The sequence below is a fragment of the Xanthomonas sp. NCPPB 1068 genome (assembly GCF_041479385.2).
GTDB classification, from domain to species: domain Bacteria; phylum Pseudomonadota; class Gammaproteobacteria; order Xanthomonadales; family Xanthomonadaceae; genus Xanthomonas; species Xanthomonas cannabis.
The window spans coordinates 2,313,690-2,329,962 of sequence record NZ_CM192986.1; the positions used below are offsets into that span (position 1 = coordinate 2,313,690).

General features: G+C 65.0%; 11 protein-coding genes. 4 read left to right on the forward strand and 7 right to left on the reverse strand.

From position 1 onward, the window contains the following. Window positions 1-46: 46 nt before the first annotated feature. On the forward strand, window positions 47-1,273 hold the full coding sequence (locus ACCQ12_RS09865; protein WP_166748561.1) for an ATP-binding protein: 1,227 nt from the start codon (window positions 47-49) through the stop codon (window positions 1,271-1,273). Between the two features lie 179 nt (window positions 1,274-1,452). Here the strand turns inward: ACCQ12_RS09865 and ACCQ12_RS09870 are convergent, their stop codons facing one another. Together ACCQ12_RS09870 and ACCQ12_RS09875 are read right to left on the reverse strand one after the other, a co-directional pair. Then, window positions 1,453-3,174: an EAL domain-containing protein gene (locus ACCQ12_RS09870; RefSeq protein ID WP_039403898.1), complete on the reverse strand. Its 1,722-nt coding sequence runs from the start codon at window positions 3,172-3,174 to the stop codon at window positions 1,453-1,455. Between the two features lie 3 nt (window positions 3,175-3,177). Next, complete coding sequence (locus tag ACCQ12_RS09875; RefSeq protein ID WP_166748562.1) at window positions 3,178-5,310, reverse strand: sensor histidine kinase; 2,133 nt, start codon at window positions 5,308-5,310, stop codon at window positions 3,178-3,180. 119 nt (window positions 5,311-5,429) lie between these two features. Between ACCQ12_RS09875 and ACCQ12_RS09880 the strand changes: the two genes are divergently transcribed. Further along, on the forward strand, window positions 5,430-8,216 hold the full coding sequence (locus tag ACCQ12_RS09880; RefSeq protein WP_184374256.1) for a bifunctional diguanylate cyclase/phosphodiesterase: 2,787 nt from the start codon (window positions 5,430-5,432) through the stop codon (window positions 8,214-8,216). An 864-nt stretch (window positions 8,217-9,080) separates the two neighbouring features. Here ACCQ12_RS09880 and ACCQ12_RS09885 read toward each other — a convergent pair. From ACCQ12_RS09885 to ACCQ12_RS09905, 5 genes are all read right to left on the reverse strand, one after another. Further along, window positions 9,081-9,368 (reverse strand): hypothetical protein, encoded by a 288-nt coding sequence (locus ACCQ12_RS09885; protein WP_039403892.1) that lies wholly within the window; start codon window positions 9,366-9,368, stop codon window positions 9,081-9,083. Between the two features lie 86 nt (window positions 9,369-9,454). Next, window positions 9,455-10,645, reverse strand: coding sequence for a methyl-accepting chemotaxis protein (locus ACCQ12_RS09890; RefSeq protein WP_039403891.1), 1,191 nt, complete (start codon window positions 10,643-10,645; stop codon window positions 9,455-9,457). 146 nt (window positions 10,646-10,791) lie between these two features. Continuing rightward, the gene (gene hflD, locus ACCQ12_RS09895; protein WP_039564599.1) at window positions 10,792-11,406 is read right to left on the reverse strand and encodes a high frequency lysogenization protein HflD; all 615 of its coding nucleotides are present in this window, start codon (window positions 11,404-11,406) and stop codon (window positions 10,792-10,794) included. Next, window positions 11,406-12,542 carry a tRNA 2-thiouridine(34) synthase MnmA gene (gene mnmA, locus ACCQ12_RS09900; RefSeq protein ID WP_047695189.1) on the reverse strand — a complete coding sequence of 379 codons (1,137 nt, stop codon included), beginning with the start codon at window positions 12,540-12,542 and terminating at the stop codon, window positions 11,406-11,408. Before mnmA ends, hflD begins: the two co-directional genes overlap by 1 nt. Further along, the gene (locus ACCQ12_RS09905; RefSeq protein ID WP_372383483.1) at window positions 12,539-12,994 is read right to left on the reverse strand and encodes an NUDIX hydrolase; all 456 of its coding nucleotides are present in this window, start codon (window positions 12,992-12,994) and stop codon (window positions 12,539-12,541) included. The genes mnmA and ACCQ12_RS09905 overlap by 4 nt, the downstream gene beginning before the upstream one ends. A 250-nt stretch (window positions 12,995-13,244) precedes the next feature. Between ACCQ12_RS09905 and clpS the strand changes: the two genes are divergently transcribed. After that, window positions 13,245-13,565, forward strand: coding sequence for an ATP-dependent Clp protease adapter ClpS (gene clpS / locus ACCQ12_RS09910; RefSeq protein WP_016901748.1), 321 nt, complete (start codon window positions 13,245-13,247; stop codon window positions 13,563-13,565). A 142-nt stretch (window positions 13,566-13,707) separates the two neighbouring features. After that, the gene (gene clpA, locus ACCQ12_RS09915) at window positions 13,708-15,990 is read left to right on the forward strand and encodes an ATP-dependent Clp protease ATP-binding subunit ClpA (RefSeq protein WP_039403881.1); all 2,283 of its coding nucleotides are present in this window, start codon (window positions 13,708-13,710) and stop codon (window positions 15,988-15,990) included. Window positions 15,991-16,273 lie beyond the last annotated feature (283 nt).

The following is a 16,273-nucleotide window of genomic DNA, read 5'->3' on the forward strand; positions in this document are numbered from 1 at the left end:
CAAGGGTTCGGCGTATATTGAGGTGTCCCTGCTGCCGCCTCGTCCCGTGACCGCCAAGTTCTTTCTCAATCAAGCATTGTTGCCGTCCTCGACCACGCTGCGCGCCTTCGGCGATCAGATGCTCGAAGGCGTGTTGCTGTTCCGCGCTGACGGGCAGCTGATCCTGGCCAACGCCATCGCGCGCCAGAGCCTGTGCAAGGAAGACCCGGCCGACGATCGCAATCTCGGCGAGCGCATTTCGCAGGTATTGCCGTCGGATGCGCTCAATCAGGCGCGCAGCAAGGGCAGCTGGACCGGCAGCCTGCCGGTGGCCGAGCGCGTGGTCATTGCGCATCTGTATTACAACGAAGAACAGGGCGTCGGCCATTTTCTTGCGTTGTTCCATAACATCGAAGGCCAGCAGGACTACGAGCGCGAGCTGCAACAACGCCATGCCGAGCTGCGCCAGGCCTACATGCGCTTGAACGGTGCGCAGGACAAACTGCTGCAGTCCGAAAAAATGGCCTCCATCGGTCAGCTGGCCGCCGGCGTGGCGCACGAGATCAATAATCCGATCGGCTACGTGCACTCCAATCTCGGCAGCCTGCAGGAATACCTGCGCAGCCTGTTCACCCTGATCGAAGCCTACGAGCGCGCGCTGCAGGCGCCGGACCCGAAGGCGCTGATCCCGGAAATCGACGAGATCCGCAACCGTGCCGACATCGACTTCATCAGCCGCGATCTGCCGCAGCTGATGGCCGAGTCGCGCGAAGGCATCGAACGGGTGACCCGCATCGTGCGCGACCTCAAGGATTTCTCGTACTCGGACCGGTCCGAATCGTGGAAGATGGTGGACCTGCACGCCGGCCTCGAATCCACGATCAACATCATCTGGAACGAGCTCAAGTACAAGGTCACCCTGGAGCGCAATTACGCCGAGCTGCCGCTGGTGGAATGCCTGCCGTCCGAGCTCAACCAGGTGTACATGAACATGCTGCTCAACGCCGGCCAGGCCATCGTCGAGCGCGGCACGATCACCGTCACTACCGGCCGCGATGAAGCGGAGAACGTCTGGATCCAGTTCCAGGACAGCGGCGCCGGCATTGCACCGGATCTGCTGCAACGCATCTTCGACCCGTTTTTCACCACCAAACCGGTGGGCAGCGGCACCGGCCTGGGGTTGTCGATTTCCTACGGCATCATCAACAAGCACCACGGCCGCATCGACGTGGAAAGCACGCCGGGGCAGGGCGCCAGTTTCCGGATCGTGTTGCCGATCCGGCAGCCGAAGTAGTGGGGAATCGGGATTCGGGAATGGGGAATCGTTGGAGCCGGTTGCTGCGCTTCGGTTGATTCCTGCAACGAACGATGCCGATGCGTTTGCGTCGTCACTAGAAGGTAAGGAGCACGATGCAGCGGCTCAAAACTCGCCCAAGCCGCTGTCTGCTTTAACGATTCCCCACTCCCGATTCCCTATTCCCGGCCGTTACGCAGCTCGTCATGCGTGCGGAACGCCTGGCGGATGTGCTCGCGCAGTTCGTCGTCGTTCCAGGGTTTGGTCAGGAAGCGGTAGATCGCGCCGCGGTTGATCGCCTCGGTCACCGTGGCCAGGTCGGTGTAGCCGGACAGCACCAGGCGCACGGTGTCGGGGTAGAGCATCTTGACCCGGCCCAGGAACTCGGTGCCGCTCATGTCGCTCATGCGCTGGTCGGACAGGATCACCTGCACATCGTTGGTGGCGAGCAGGTCGAAGGCGTCGCGTACGTTGCCGGCGGCCAGGATGCGGTAGCCGTCGCGGCGGAACAGCCGCACCAGCGACCGCAGGACGTTTTCTTCGTCATCCAGCAGCAGCAAGGTGCGGTCCGGGCGGCTTTCGGCAAACGATTCCGGGCGGAGATACCGGCGCCGCAGCGCCATGCCAGCAGACTCGGCCGACATCGGCTCGCCGAACAGATAGCCCTGGAAGATGTCGCAGTCGTTGCGGCGCAAGAAGCCCAGCTGCGCCTGCGACTCCACGCCATTGGCGATCACCGTCATGCCCAGCTGGTGGCCCATCGCAATGATCGCGCGTGCAATCGCCGCCTCGCGGCTGCCGGCCGGCGCGCTCTTGATGAAGCTGCGGTCGATCTTCAGCCGGTCCACCGGATAGCGCACCAGCGCGCTGAGGCTGGAATCGCCGGTGCCGAAGTTGTCCAGGCTCAGGCTGATGCCTTCGTTGCGCAGGTTGGCCATCGTCTCGTGGACGAAGTTGACGTTGTTGGTCAACGCACTTTCGTTGATCTCCAGCGTCACGAACTGCGCCGGCACGCCGGCGGTCTGCAGCATGGCCATCACTTCGTTGAAGAAGCCCGGGCGCAGCAGCTGCAGCGTGGAGACGTTGACCGCGATGCTGAAATCGTCAAAGCCCTGGTCGCGCCACAGCCGCGCCTGGCGCACCGCGTTCTGCAGTACCCATTCGCCGATCTGCACGATCACGCCCAGGCGCTCGGCGGTGCGCATGAAACGCTCCGGCACCAGCATGCCCAGGGTCGGGGATTGCCAACGCAGCAGCGCCTCCATGCCCACGATGCGGCCATCGCGTGCGCTGACCAGCGGCTGGTAGCGCAGCCGCAACTCGCCGTGAGGGATCGCATCGACGATCTGCCGCGCGATGATGCTTTCGCTATGCGCGTTGGTGGCCGAATTGCGCGTGTACAGCCGCACCGTATTGCCACCTTCGCGCGCGGCCTGATAACTGGCTTCCTCGGCGTAGTCGAGCAGGGTGGACAGCGAGGTCGAATGTTCCGGACACAGGCTGATCCCGACCTTGCCGGTCATGAACAAGGTGTACGGCAATACCGACAACGGCAGCTCCAGCTGCTGACGGATCTCTTCGGCAAAATCTTCCGGCAACGGCGTGTCGTCGCGGCGTACCGCCACGATGACCATCTCGTCGCTACCGTGCCGCCACAGCTTGCCGCGGCTGCCGAGGAATTCCTGCAGCCGGCGCGCGGCCAGGGTCAGCGCCTGATCGCCGACCTCGCCACTCATGTTCTCGTTGATCGACGCGAAGTGATCGATATCGACGTGGAAGATCATCAACGGCTGGCCACCGGAAGCGGCAGCGTCGACCAGGTGCAGCAGTTCGGGATTGCCTGCGCCCAGGCGTGTCGGTTTGACGATTTCCAATCCGGGCGGGATCACAGGGCTCCACATGACTCAACGTCCACCATCTTCGTGGACGGACTCGCCGGCCGGGTGATAGGGCAGGCGCAACGTCACGCGCGTGCCTGCTCCGGGAGCCGATTCTATCGCGAGCACACCGCCAACGGTTTGCGCACGCTCACGCATCACGATCAGCCCCAACCCACGCGGACCTTCGGGCTCGAAGCCATCACCGTCATCGACCACCTCCAGACGAAAACTCTCGCGGTCGATCGAATGCAGGCTCATGCGCACCTCGCCCGCGCAGGCGTGCCGCAGCGCATTGGTCAGGCTTTCCTGCGCAATGCGGAAGCAGGCCTGTTCGATCTCGTTGCCCGGGCGTACGTCCAGCGCCTGGATATCCAGCTCCAGCCGCACCTGCGAGGCGCGGAACAGCATCGAAGCCTGCCAGCGCAAGGCCGCTTCCAGCCCCAGTGCATCGAGTTGTGGCGGACGCAACAACATCGACAGATTGCGCAACTTGGTCACCGTGCTGTCAGCCAGCGACACCACCTCCAGCAGGTCCTCACGGCGCGCCTGCGGATCGGGCTCGTCCAGCGCCGCGTGTGCAGACAGCTTCATCGCAGTGATCGCCTGGCCGATGTCGTCGTGCAGATCACGCGAGATGGCGCGGCGTTCGTCCTCCTGCAGCGAGAACAATCGCTTGGCCATCGCCTGCAATTCGGCATTGCTCTCGGCCAGCGCATCGCGCATGCGCTCCGGTTCGCTCAGGTCGCGTACCACCAGCAACTTGCAACTGCGCCCGCCATAGCGGATGTCGCCGGCCGACAGACCGGCATAGAACGTGCTGCCGTCGCGACGGCGCATGGCGCGCGCACTGGACACTGGCTCGTTGCGGTCGCTGCCGGCGCGCAGGTACTCGCGCACCATCGGCAGGTCGGAGTCGCCGACCAGGGTCTGCAACGGTTCGCCCAGGATCGTTTCGCCCTGGAAGCCGAACTGGGCGGAGCCGGCGGCATTGGCGTACATCACATGCTCGTCGGCCAGGATCAGCACGCCGTCCGGCAGCACCCGCACCAGTTCCTTGAATTGTTCCTCGCGCTCGCGCAGCAGCCGCCGCGACTGTTCGCGTTCGCTCACGTCCTGCAAGGTGCCATGCACATGGCGGGCGCCGCTGGGCAGGGTCACGCTCTCTGCGCGCAGGTGCACGGTGCGTGGCTGCGAATCGCCGCCGGTCAGCGGCAGCAGCACATCGATCTGCACCTCGCCGCCGGTGCACATGTCTTCGATCATGCGTTCGATGCGGGTCTGGGTGGCGCTGTCGGAAGCGGTCAGCAGCTCTTCCAGCCGATGTTCGCGGCGATGCATGGGCACGCTGCGCCCCAGGATGCGATACACCGCCGACGAATAGCGTCCCAGACCGGTGGCCCGATCCAGCTGCCACGAACCCAGCCGCGCGATGCCTTGCGCTTCTTCCAGTCGCTCCAGCGCCTCGTCGCGCAGGTGCTGCGCCTGGCGTTCTTCGCTGCGGTCCACCGTCACCACCAGGCGGGCAGGGCCGCTGGCAAGATGCAGCTGGTTGCTGCGGACTTCGACATGGCGCAGCCCGCTGCGGGTCAGCAGGTCTTCGTTCAAGACGCAGGTGACCTCGCCCTTGCCGCGGATCTGCGTGATGATCTCTTCCAGCCGCTCGCCATCGGCATTGGGCCAGATCGCCTGCAGCGTCTGCTGCAGGAATTCGTCGCGCTCCCAGCCAAAGAATTCCAGCGCCGCCGGATTGGCATCGAGAATGCGCATGCTCGCCAGGTCATAGATGAAGGCCGGGCTGGGCAGCGCCAGGAACCTGGCCCGCAGCACGGCCTCCGACTGCGCCAGCTGCGCATGCTCGTCCACGATCAGTGCCACGAAGCGGCGCAGCACCAGGTGGATGACGATGCTGGACAGCAGCAGGAAGCTGGCGTCCGACCAGCGTTCCGGCGCCGCTGCACCGGCCAGGTTGAGCAACCGGTTGCCCAGCAGCAGCCACACCACACCGATCAGCAGGTACAGACCGGTCAGGGTCCACAAACCCTGCTGCAGGCGCTCGGCGAGGCGAAGTCGGGACACGGGAGGGGACGAAAACGCGGGCACGGCGACAGGTTGGTGCATGGGTCCGCGGACGACCTTTGGAGCTGGCGATGGGGCCATCTTAGCCGTAACTCGGTCCGGTTCGGTCGCGCTGGAAACAGGTGCCTCAACTAATCCGCCGAACGGCCGTTATCCATTGCGACTCCGAGGCAGGGGTCGATCCTTCGGAGTGTTCCAGAGTGGACTCAGGCGTCATTGCAAGCATGCTGCAGCACCCGCTGACCTCGGCGGTGGTGTTGTTGGATGCGCATGGCCAGCCCCTGGCGGCCAACCGCGTTGCGCAGTCCATTGGGCTGCCGGCGACCCTTGGTGCGTATGCCGAAGTGCTGGAAAGCAGTCGCGCCCAGGTGGCCGACAGCGGTGGCATGACCGCCTGCGTGCTGCCGGGAACCGGCGGCGGACGTCTGGAAGGCTGGCTGCGTGCGGTCTGCGACGAGCACGGCCAGGTCATGGCCTTCACCTTGAGCATTCCCGAGCCGATGGGTGCCGATGGCACCAGCCGCTGGGAAATGGGCCTGGACAGCGCCGATCACGGGCTGTGGGACTGGGACATCCCGGCCGATGTGGTGTACCGCTCCGAACGCTGGACACGCATGCTCGGCTACTCCGAGCAGCCACTGCCGAACAATCTCACCGCGTTGTCCGGGTTGATCCATCCCGATGACCACGCGCACGTCAGCGCGGCGGTGCAGGCACACCTGGACGGGCGCACCGAGACCTATGTGGCCGAGTTCCGCCTGCGCCAGCACGACGGGCAGTGGCGCTGGATCCTGGACCGCGGCCGCGTGGTCTCGCGCACCGCCGACGGCCGCCCCTTGCGCATGGTCGGCACGCACACCGACGTGCATCACCACAAATTACTCGAGCAGCAGCTGCGCGAGCAGCAGGCACAGCTCGAAGACGCCCAGCGCATTGCCAGCATGGGCAGCTGGAGCTGGGATTCGACCAAGGACGCGTTGTGGGTCTCGCAGGATTTCCTGCAGCAGCTTGGCATGGCCCAGCTGCGCCTGCACGGCGTCCGCGATCTGCTGCGCCTGCTCGCCCGGTCCTCGCTGGCGCAACTGCGCAGCGCCTGGCGCAAGATCAAGCACGAAGGCTTGCCGGTCCATTTCGAGCTGGAGGTCAACGGCCTGCCAGGCGTCAATCCGCATCATCTGCGGGTGTGGGCACAGCCGGTATTCGATGGCGACGGCAGCATGGTGCGCGTGCTCGGCCAGCTGCAGAACGTCACCGAACAGCGGCAGACCGATGCGTTGATCCGCTGGCGCACCGAGCTGCTCAACCGCGTGTCCGCGCTCGGCAAGATCGGCGGCTGCGAGATCGAGGTCGATACCCGTCGCATGCAGTGGACCGAGGAGTGCTACCGCATCCACGGCCTGCGCAAGGAAAACATCACCCTGGAGCAGGCGCTTGCGCTGTACACCCAGGATTCGCGCGACGCGTTCGAGGCGGCATTGCTGCGCATTTCCGATGGTGGCCTGCCCGAGCAGCTGGAGCTGTGTTTCTACCGCAACTCCGGTCAGCGCATCTGGGTGCAGGTCCTGATCGAACTGGACCGCCGCGAAGGTCTGCCGCCGCGCTATGTCGCCCTGTTCCGCGATGTCACCCGCGAGCGCGAGGCCAATGAGCGTATCGAGCTGCTGGCGCATTACGACCGCCTGACCGGCCTGCCGAACCGCTTCCTGCTGCGCGAGCAGGCCGAAAACGCGATCCGCGAAGCGCATGAGCGCGGCCAGGTGCTGGCCATGCTGTTGATCGATCTGGACGGGTTCAAGAGCATCAACGATTCGTTCGGTCATGCAGCCGGCGACAACCTGCTCAAGCTCGCCTCGGCGCGCCTGCATCAGCATCTGCGCAACAGCGACCTGTTCGGGCGCTTCAGCGACGACGAATTCATCGTGCTGCTGCGCGACCTGTCCGAGCCGGAAGATGCCGGCCACGTGGCGCGCAAGCTGATCAGCGCGCTGGGCGAACCGCTGCGCAAGGATCACGTCACCCTCAAGCTCGGTGCCAGCATCGGCATCGCGCTGCAGGGCGAGGGGCTGTCGGACTTCGACAGCCTGCTGCGTGCCGCCGATGCGGCGATGTACGCGGCCAAGGAGTCGGGCCGCAACACCTTCCATTACTACAGCCAGGACGTGCTCATGCGAGCGCAGCGCCGGCTGGAGCTCGAACACGCCCTGCAAGGCGCGCTCGAGCGCGAAGAATTCACCCTGGTCTATCAACCGCTGGTCAATACCGTGGGCGACGCCTCGCCGGCGATCGAAGCGCTGATGCGCTGGAACCGCCCGGGCCATGGCCCCTGCAGCCCGGCTGAATTCATCCCGATTGCCGAAGAATGCGGCGAGATCGTGCGGCTGGGCGAATGGGTCATCGGTGAAGCCTGCCGTCAGGCCGTGGTCTGGGACCGTGCCGGGCTCAATTTCAGCCGTATCGCGGTCAACGTTTCGGCCGTGCAGCTACGCGAGCGCGGCTTTGCCGAGCGCGTGCTGGAGATTTGCCGCGACAACAGCTGGTCACCGTCGCGTCTGGAGCTGGAGCTCACCGAATCGGCCCTCATTCGCGATTCGGATTCGCTGCGGCGCTGTTTCGAACTGTTCGAACAGAACGGCGTGCTGCTGGCGGTGGATGATTTCGGTACCGGCTTTTCCAACCTGCATTACCTCAACCGCTTCCCGGTGCAGCGTCTGAAGATCGACCGCAGCTTCGTACAGGGCATGCTCGACGACGCCAACACCGCCGAGGTGACCCAGGCCATCGTGCATCTGGGCCACGCGCTGGGCATGCAGGTCGTCGCCGAAGGCGTGGAGACCGTGCAGGAAGATGCCTTGCTGCGCCAGCAGGGCTGCGACGAAATTCAGGGCTATTTCTACTCACGTCCGCTTTCGCCGCGCGACATGGCGCAGTGGCTGCGCGAGGCCGAAGCCGGCATGCGGCTGGGTGCACGGCTGGTGATTGCCAGCTGACGCCCAGGCCAGGCCAGCGCCGTCATCCTGATGCAGCGCAGCCACCTGCAGACGTTTTATCAACTTGCTGCCGCAGGATTGCGGCCTGTGGTCGTGCGGTGGACTTCCCGCTCCGGCACCACGAACTAAGCTGCGGGCCTGAACGTCAGTTTCCGATCATGCTCGCGTTGATCGCCCCAACGGGTGTTGGAGCGGCAAGGTGCGCGTAACGCGTTGATGCCGCCCTTGTCAGCCACGTCGAACCAATCCGCTGACGCTGCATCCTGCACTCGAATCCTCGGAATCTGTCTTCATGCGTGCGAGCGCATCGTCAGGTTTTTTCCAGCTGCGAGGTGCCTGTAGCAGATGCAGTTCGTCGGCAACGCTGGTCGGGACGCGGGCCTGGTGACCGCTGGGCATCGCTCAGGAACTGGTGGATTGGCTGGCGAGCAGGCGAATGCGCGGGACGAGCGTCCCATCGAAATTCACAATAGACCGCTCATCGTCTGCCGCATCGGACGCGCGCGCGAGTGCTGCCGCGGCAGTGACCCAGGCAAGCGTTCTTCATGGCATCTGTGACGCTCAGCCTGAGAACCAAAGCGAGTTCATCGCTCTGATTGACTGACACCCAGGCTCAGGATTCGGAACGAATCATCCCCAGGTGATCTAGGTGACCGCCGGGGCCACCCGGCCATGCGCGACGATCCGGTCGGGCAGGGCAGGTCAAGGCGGAGATGGTCGCCGCACGCGCCCGCCAGCGAGAGTGGCGGCGATTCGGCAAGGCCGACGACAGGGAACCCTTGGATGACGACAGGCAACCCTTGGAATCAGGCAGTTCCACAACACCGCGGGGCGCCTGCCGAGGCACGCCCCGCCGTCACTGCATCAGCGTCCCGATGCGCCCACTGCGGCCCCGTCCAGCCCGAGATCCCAGGCCACCGTGGCAAACAGCAGCTCCTCTTCGCTGCAATCGCGGCGCGGGTTGATCAGCGCCTTGACTTCGGCGAGGGCGGCCAGCTCTAGTCGTTCCAGTGCGGCCGGCATCCGGACACGCCGCAGTCCCGGCTTGGCGGCTGCGCTTTGCGCGATACGCTCGGCATGTGCGGCGGCCAGTGCCGCTGCCTGCAGCGCGGCGGTAGGAGCGTCATCGAGGGGCGGGGCGAGAAGCGTCATGAGCGAAACACCAGGTCGTTGCGGAACGACAAATCCCCGGAAGGCCGGGGAATGTCGGAATCAGAAGCTGCGCGGCGGCATTGGTCTCAGAACAGCTCGACCGTGCCGGCACCCATGCCCTGCTGTGCCACCGGCTTGTGCGGCGGGCGTTCCCACTCCACACGCATGTCGCGCAGACGGTTGGAGACCTTGGCGAGCGAGGCGACCAGATCGCTGTCGTACACGCCACCATTGCGGTGCAGCAGTTCCTGCAGCGCCACCGCTTCGCGGTTGATCGCGGTGAGGCGATCCAGGTGGGTATGGATGCCGCTGAGTGTCTGCGTGGCGATGTCCTCGAACTGCAGGGCACGCACCGCTTCGGCCACGCTGCCATCGATGGAGCGTGCGCATTCGGAGATTTCGCGCATGCCATCGCCCAACGAGGCGTTGATCTGGGCGACGTTCTCCAGCATGGCGGCCGATTCATGGCGCGCCTCGCGGGAGCGGTCCATGTGACGCGATGCCAGCTGCGAGACCGTTTCACGTACCTTGGCGATCGATTCCTTGGAGCTGTGTGCCAGCTTGCGGATCTGCTCGTTGAAGGTGGTGGAACGTTCGGACAGGTTGCGCACCTCGTCGGCGACCACCGCGAAGCCGCGACCGGCTTCACCGGCACGTGCTGCTTCGATGGCGGCGTTCAGGGCCAGCAGGTTGGTCTGGTCGGCGATCGACTTGACGTCTTCCAACAGCGCGAAGATGCCGTCCAGATGCTGGGCCATCTCATCGATGTGATGGACGGTGTTGGTGCTTTGGCCGCTCACCTGTTCCAGCGCTTCCACCAACTGCTCCATGCGGGAGCTGGCGTGCTGGGCGAAGCGGGCGACGTCGACGCCGGCACTGCCATCGTCACCGGCGCGGTCGACGATGCGGGCCAGTGCCTGGCTTTGCTGGCGCGACTTGCGGTTCATCGCTTCGAAGCTGCCACCCAGACCGGACACGGCCTGGCGGATCAGTTCGCGGGCACGCTCGACTTCCGAGCGCGAACCGTCGACTTCGTTGCTGACGAACGTGCGCAGTTCGTTGAGCAGTTGGTCCTGCTCGCGCAGGATGCGGGTCTGGTCCGGATTACGCCGGAACTGGGAATACGTCACCCAGGCAGCGAAACCCAACCAACTGAGGGTCATGGTCGCCAGGATCGCCCAGCGCACCGAAGCGGGCCAGTCGAATCCGACAGCGAAGGGAAACAGCAAGGTCAGGGCCAAAGGGGCGGCCAGACGGATGAGTGGACGTGAATACATGGGCGTTCTCGGCAGAGTCACGGTTGCTGTATCGGCACTGCCCCCATTGTCTTTAGCGACGATCGCCACATCGTCTCGCCCGCGTTGCCGTCAGCGGCTCACGCCAGCGCCCGTTGCGGGCGCCTGAAACCGTCTGCTGCGTCCTCTCACCGCAAGGCGCGATCGACTGCTTCGCTCATCGCGCGCTTGGCAAACAGGAAGTCCCACAGGCTGCCGCCCATCTGCCGCCACAGCACCGCAGAGCGCACTGCCGCCAGCAACAGCGCGCGGATTTCGGCGACCACCCCGGCCTGGCCCAGGTAGTGCGGGTTGCCCTGCACCATGACCTTGGGGCGCAGGTGGCTGATGGTCTGCGCGTACAGCCCGCCGAGCGAACTGAGCACATCCGGGTGCGCGCTGTCGTTCAGCTGTTGCGCCTGGCGTGCAGCGGCGTCGATCCCGCTGGACACCGTGGCCACGGTCGCGGTGTCGCGGACGAACCGGCGCTCCAGCTGCAGCACGGCCAGCGCCAGGCGCGGCAGTACATCGTCCTGGCCCTGGTTGCGGAAATAGTTGTGCAGCAAGCGCAGCCCCGGCGCCACCGCAGCGGCCGAGCCATACACGGCCTCCGGTGACGCTGCGTCCACCCGGAACACGCTGTCCATGGCGGTACGCACCGTCGCGGCCTCCGAATGCCCGGTCTCGGCGATCCGCCGCACCTGCTGCAGGGCCTGGGCGACGCCGGCAAGCGCCAGCACACGGTGATCCATGGAAACACTCATCAAGCCACACCCTCGGGGGAGAAAGAAGATCCTGCCAATTGACGTTCCAGCGGTGCGTCGGTGGCGGCAATGACCGCGCCGCCGAGGCATTCCTGCCCGTCGTACAGCACCAGCGATTGCCCGGGCGTCACCGCCCGTTGCGGCCGCTCGAAGCGCACCTGCACGCTGCCATCGTCTTGGACGTCCACCGTGCACGGCTCATCCGGCTGGCGGTAACGCGTCTGCGCGGTACAGTCGAACCGGCGTGCCGGCGGCGCGCCGGTCACCCAATGGGCCTGCTCGGACTGCAGCCAGCGCGACTGCAGCAGCGGGCTGTCGCGGTCCTGATCCACATACAGCACGTTGCTGGCCACATCCTTGCCGACCACGTACCACGGCGCCGCGGCCCGGCCGCGCACGCCGCCGATGTTCAGGCCCTCGCGCTGGCCCAGGGTGAAATAGAACACCCCCGGATGCTCGGCAATGCGCTGTCCCTGCGGGTCACGGATCTCGCCGGTGCGGGCGGGCAGGTAGCGCCCCAGAAACTCGCGGAAATCGCGCTCGCCGATGAAGCAGATGCCGGTGGAATCCTTCTTGGCATGTGTCGGCAGGCCGGCATCCTGGGCAATGCGGCGCAGCGTGCTCTTTTCCAGGTCGCCGATCGGGAACAAGGTGGCCGCCAGTTGGGTCTGCCCCAGCTGATGCAGGAAATAGCTCTGGTCCTTGCCGCGATCGGCACCGCGCAGCAGCCGCCAGCGTCCGCCGCTGTAGGCTACCCGTGCGTAATGCCCGGTGGCGATCCGCTCGGCGCCCAACGCCTGGGCGGCGTCCAGAAAGTGCTTGAACTTCACTTCGCGGTTGCACAGCACATCCGGGTTGGGCGTGCGCCCGGCCGCGTACTCGGCCAGAAAATGCTCGAACACGCCGCTCCAGTATTCGCCGGAGAAATCGCGGAAGTGAAACGGAATGCCCAACACGCCGCACACCGCCACCGCATCGCGACGATCGTCTTCGGCGCGGCAATCGCCGCTGCCGTCATCCGCCCAGTTCTGCATGAACAGCCCGGCAATCGGCTCGCCCTGGCCGGCCAGTTTCCATGCGGCCACTGACGAATCCACGCCGCCGGACACGCCCACCACGATGCGCGGCGTGCTCATGCGACGTGCCGCACCAATGCCAGCGGATGGCGCTGCCCGGCCAGGTAATCCGCCACCACCTCCCACACCAACGGGCTACGCAGCCGCTCGGTCGCATCGCGCAATTCGTCCGGCGTCATCCACAGCGCACGCACCACGCCGGTGTCCAGGCTGCGCTCGGGATGATGGGTCACCGGCTCGGCTGCGAAGGCGAAGCGCAGAAAGGATTGGCCGTTGGGCGCTTCCCACTGGTAGGTGCCGATGAAGTGGGTGAGCCGCACGTCCCAGCCGGTTTCTTCCAGGGTTTCGCGCACCGCCGCTTCTTGCAGGCTCTCGTTTGGCTCCAGGTGGCCGGCAGGCTGGTTCAGCAACAGGCGGCCGCCGATGGTCTCTTCCACCTGCAACAGGCGGCCATCGCGCACCACTACGGTGGCCACGGTGACGTCCGGGTGCCAACGCGGATCGGTGCTCATCGGTGACGCTCCTGCGCAAACAAATGGTGGGCCAGCACATCCGGCGCAGCCATGGCGTCGGCGCGCGGTGCGGGCCCCGGCATCGCATGCAGTGCCGGAGCCGCGTGCGGGCGGGCAGTGGGCGACGGCGCCGGTCGCAGCGCGGTCAGGGTGTCAGTCATCGAGTGCCAGTCGGGGGGTCGGAGACAAATTGTGCGGGCCGCAGCGTAAATCGTCCAATGCGCACGGCGATGAACCGTATAATGGCCCGATGCCTCGGAAGACCTCCCACGAACACGATCATGGCCTCACCGTCGAAGCCAGCAAGCCTGAAGTGGCGCCACCGCCGCGCTATCAGGTGCTCCTGCTGAACGATGACTACACCCCGATGGACTTCGTGGTGACGGTGTTGCAGCAATTCTTCAACCTCGACCTGGAGCGGGCCACCCAGGTCATGCTGCATGTCCATACCCGCGGGCGCGGCGTCTGTGGGGTCTATAGCCGTGAGGTGGCCGAGTCCAAGGTCGCCCAGGTCAACGAGTTTTCGCGCATGAACCAGCACCCGCTGCTGTGCACGATGGAACAGACCTGAGGCATTCGCCAGATCATTCCAGCAGCGCAACAGTGTGGCTGCAATCACGTGCTAACGCCGTCTGAACATGCCTATCCGATAGGGTTGTGGAAAATCCCAACAAAAGCCGCATATTGTTGGCAACAGCCGTTCGGAGTGACCAATGTTCAGCAAAGACCTAGAGCAAACCATCGGCCAGTGCTACAAGCGAGCACGCGAGGCGCGTCATGAGTTCATGACCGTCGAGCACCTGCTGCTCTCGCTGCTGGACAACCCTTCCGCGCAAGCCGTGCTCAAGGCCTGCGGCGCGGATCAACTGCGCCTGCACAACGATCTGGAGCAGGCCATCGAAGCCTCGGTCTCGCGCCTGGCCGAAGATGACGGGCGCGACACCCAGCCCACACTGGGCTTCCAGCGTGTGCTGCAACGCGCCGTGTATCACGTGCAGTCCTCCGGCAAGAAGGAAGTCACCGGCGCCAATGTGCTGGTCGCGATATTCGGCGAGAAGGACTCGCACGCGGTGTATTTCCTGAATCAGCAGGACATCACCCGCCTGGATATCGTCAATTACCTGTCCCACGGCATCGCCAAGCTGGGCGAGGACGGCGAACAGCCATCCGCGGCCGATGGCGAGCCCAAGAGCGAGGGCGGGGAAGGCGAGGCCAAGAGCGATGCGCTGGCCGAGTACGCCACCAACCTCAACGAGTTGGCCCGCAACGGCAAGATCGACCCACTGGTCGGGCGGGGCGACGAGATCGAGCGCACCATCCAGGTCCTGTGCCGCCGCCGCAAGAACAACCCGCTGTACGTGGGCGAGGCCGGCGTGGGCAAGACCGCAATTGCGGAGGGCCTGGCCAAGCGCATCGTCGACAACGACGTTCCCGAAGTGCTGGCCGACGCGGTGATCTTTTCGCTCGACCTGGGCGCACTGGTCGCCGGCACCAAATACCGTGGCGACTTCGAAAAGCGCCTCAAGGGCGTGTTGAGCGCGCTCAAGAAGGTCCCCAACGCGGTCCTGTTCATCGACGAGATCCACACCATCATCGGTGCCGGTTCGGCGTCCGGCGGCACCATGGATGCGTCCAACCTGATCAAGCCGGCGCTGTCGTCGGGCGAGCTGCGCTGTATCGGCTCGACCACGTTCCAGGAGTACCGCGGCATCTTCGAAAAGGACCGTGCGCTGGCACGTCGCTTCCAGAAGATCGACATCGTCGAGCCGACCGTGGGCGAGACCTTCGAGATCCTGCAGGGCCTCAAGCCCAAGTATGAGGCGCACCACGGCGTGACCTATGCCGACGACGCGCTGCAGGCGGCGGTGGATCTGTCGGTCAAGCACATCGGCGACCGTCTGTTGCCGGACAAGGCGATCGACGTGATCGACGAAGCCGGTGCGCGTCAGCGGCTGCTGCCGGAAGGCAAGCGCAAGGAGCTGATCGACATCGAGGAAATCGAGACCATCGTCGCCAAGATGGCGCGCATCCCGGCCAAGCAGGTCAGCGCGACCGACAAGGACGTGCTGCAGCACCTGGAGCGCAACCTGAAGATGGTGATCTTCGGCCAGAACCCGGCGATCGAAACCCTGGCCGGCTCCATCAAGCTGGCACGTTCGGGTCTGGCCAATCCGGAAAAGCCGATCGGCAACTTCCTGTTTGCCGGCCCGACCGGCGTGGGCAAGACCGAAGTCACCAAGCAGCTGGCGCTGCAATTGGGTATCGAACTGGTGCGTTTCGACATGTCCGAGTACATGGAAGCGCATTCAATCAGTCGCCTGATCGGTGCACCTCCAGGCTATGTCGGCTTCGATCAGGGTGGCCTGCTGACCGAAAAGATCGTCAAGACCCCGCATTGTGTGTTGTTGCTTGACGAGGTGGAAAAGGCGCATCCGGACATCTTCAACATCCTGTTGCAGGTCATGGATCGTGGCATCCTCACCGACACCAATGGGCGCGAGGCGAACTTCAAGAACGTGATCCTGGTGATGACCACCAATGCCGGCGCCACCCAGGCGTCGCGTCGGTCGATCGGTTTCACCAAGCAGGATCATTCCACCGATGCGATGGAGTCGATCCGCCGCGGGTTCACGCCGGAGTTCCGCAACCGTCTGGATGCGATCGTGCAGTTCCAGCCGCTGGGCTTCGACCACATCCTGCGCGTGGTGGACAAGTTCATCATCGAGCTGGAAATGCTGCTGCAGGAAAAGCACGTCTCGCTGTCGGCCACACCCACCGCGCGCGATTGGCTGGCGCAACACGGCTTCGACCCGTTGATGGGTGCACGCCCGATGTCGCGCGTGATCCAGGAGAAGATCAAGCGTCCGCTGGCCGACGAGTTGTTGTTCGGCAAGCTGGTGGAAGGCGGGAGGGTCAACATCGACGTCAAGGACGGCGAGCTGGTCGTGGAAGCGCATCCGGAGCCGGAGCGTTTGCTGCCTGCCACAGTCGACTGATCGCAGCGTTTGCTGTCAAAAAAGCCGCTCGAACGAGCGGCTTTTTTGTGCATACACACTAGGCGTCAACGCCTCACGAGCGAAAGCAGCTTCGATCCGATCACTATCTACCCAGACGTCTGCTTGCCATTGTGGACCTTGCAGCATCCTGCGCGTTGATCCGATGCGCTCAGGCCACCCGGGCGCGACATCGCATCCCGCCGGCCGTCACGCCTGCGACTCACGGCAATGAGTCGGGGTCTCACCCGGGCCTCCTGCGCCGAGTGACTTGCCGCATTGAATA

Excerpts from the sequence above, each read along its gene's own strand:
- ACCQ12_RS09905 (WP_372383483.1), bottom strand. The coding sequence starts at position 12,994 with ATGAGCACCGATCCGCGTTGGCACCCGGACGTCACCGTGGCCACCGTA.
- ACCQ12_RS09885 (WP_039403892.1), bottom strand. The coding sequence starts at position 9,368 with ATGACGCTTCTCGCCCCGCCCCTCGATGACGCTCCTACCGCCGCGCTG.
- ACCQ12_RS09875 (WP_166748562.1), bottom strand. The coding sequence starts at position 5,310 with ATGGCCCCATCGCCAGCTCCAAAGGTCGTCCGCGGACCCATGCACCAA.
- ACCQ12_RS09870 (WP_039403898.1), bottom strand. The coding sequence starts at position 3,174 with ATGTGGAGCCCTGTGATCCCGCCCGGATTGGAAATCGTCAAACCGACA.
- hflD (WP_039564599.1), bottom strand. The coding sequence starts at position 11,406 with ATGAGTGTTTCCATGGATCACCGTGTGCTGGCGCTTGCCGGCGTCGCC.
- mnmA (WP_047695189.1), bottom strand. The coding sequence starts at position 12,542 with ATGAGCACGCCGCGCATCGTGGTGGGCGTGTCCGGCGGCGTGGATTCG.
- clpS (WP_016901748.1), top strand. The coding sequence starts at position 13,245 with ATGCCTCGGAAGACCTCCCACGAACACGATCATGGCCTCACCGTCGAA.
- clpA (WP_039403881.1), top strand. The coding sequence starts at position 13,708 with ATGTTCAGCAAAGACCTAGAGCAAACCATCGGCCAGTGCTACAAGCGA.
- ACCQ12_RS09890 (WP_039403891.1), bottom strand. The coding sequence starts at position 10,645 with ATGTATTCACGTCCACTCATCCGTCTGGCCGCCCCTTTGGCCCTGACC.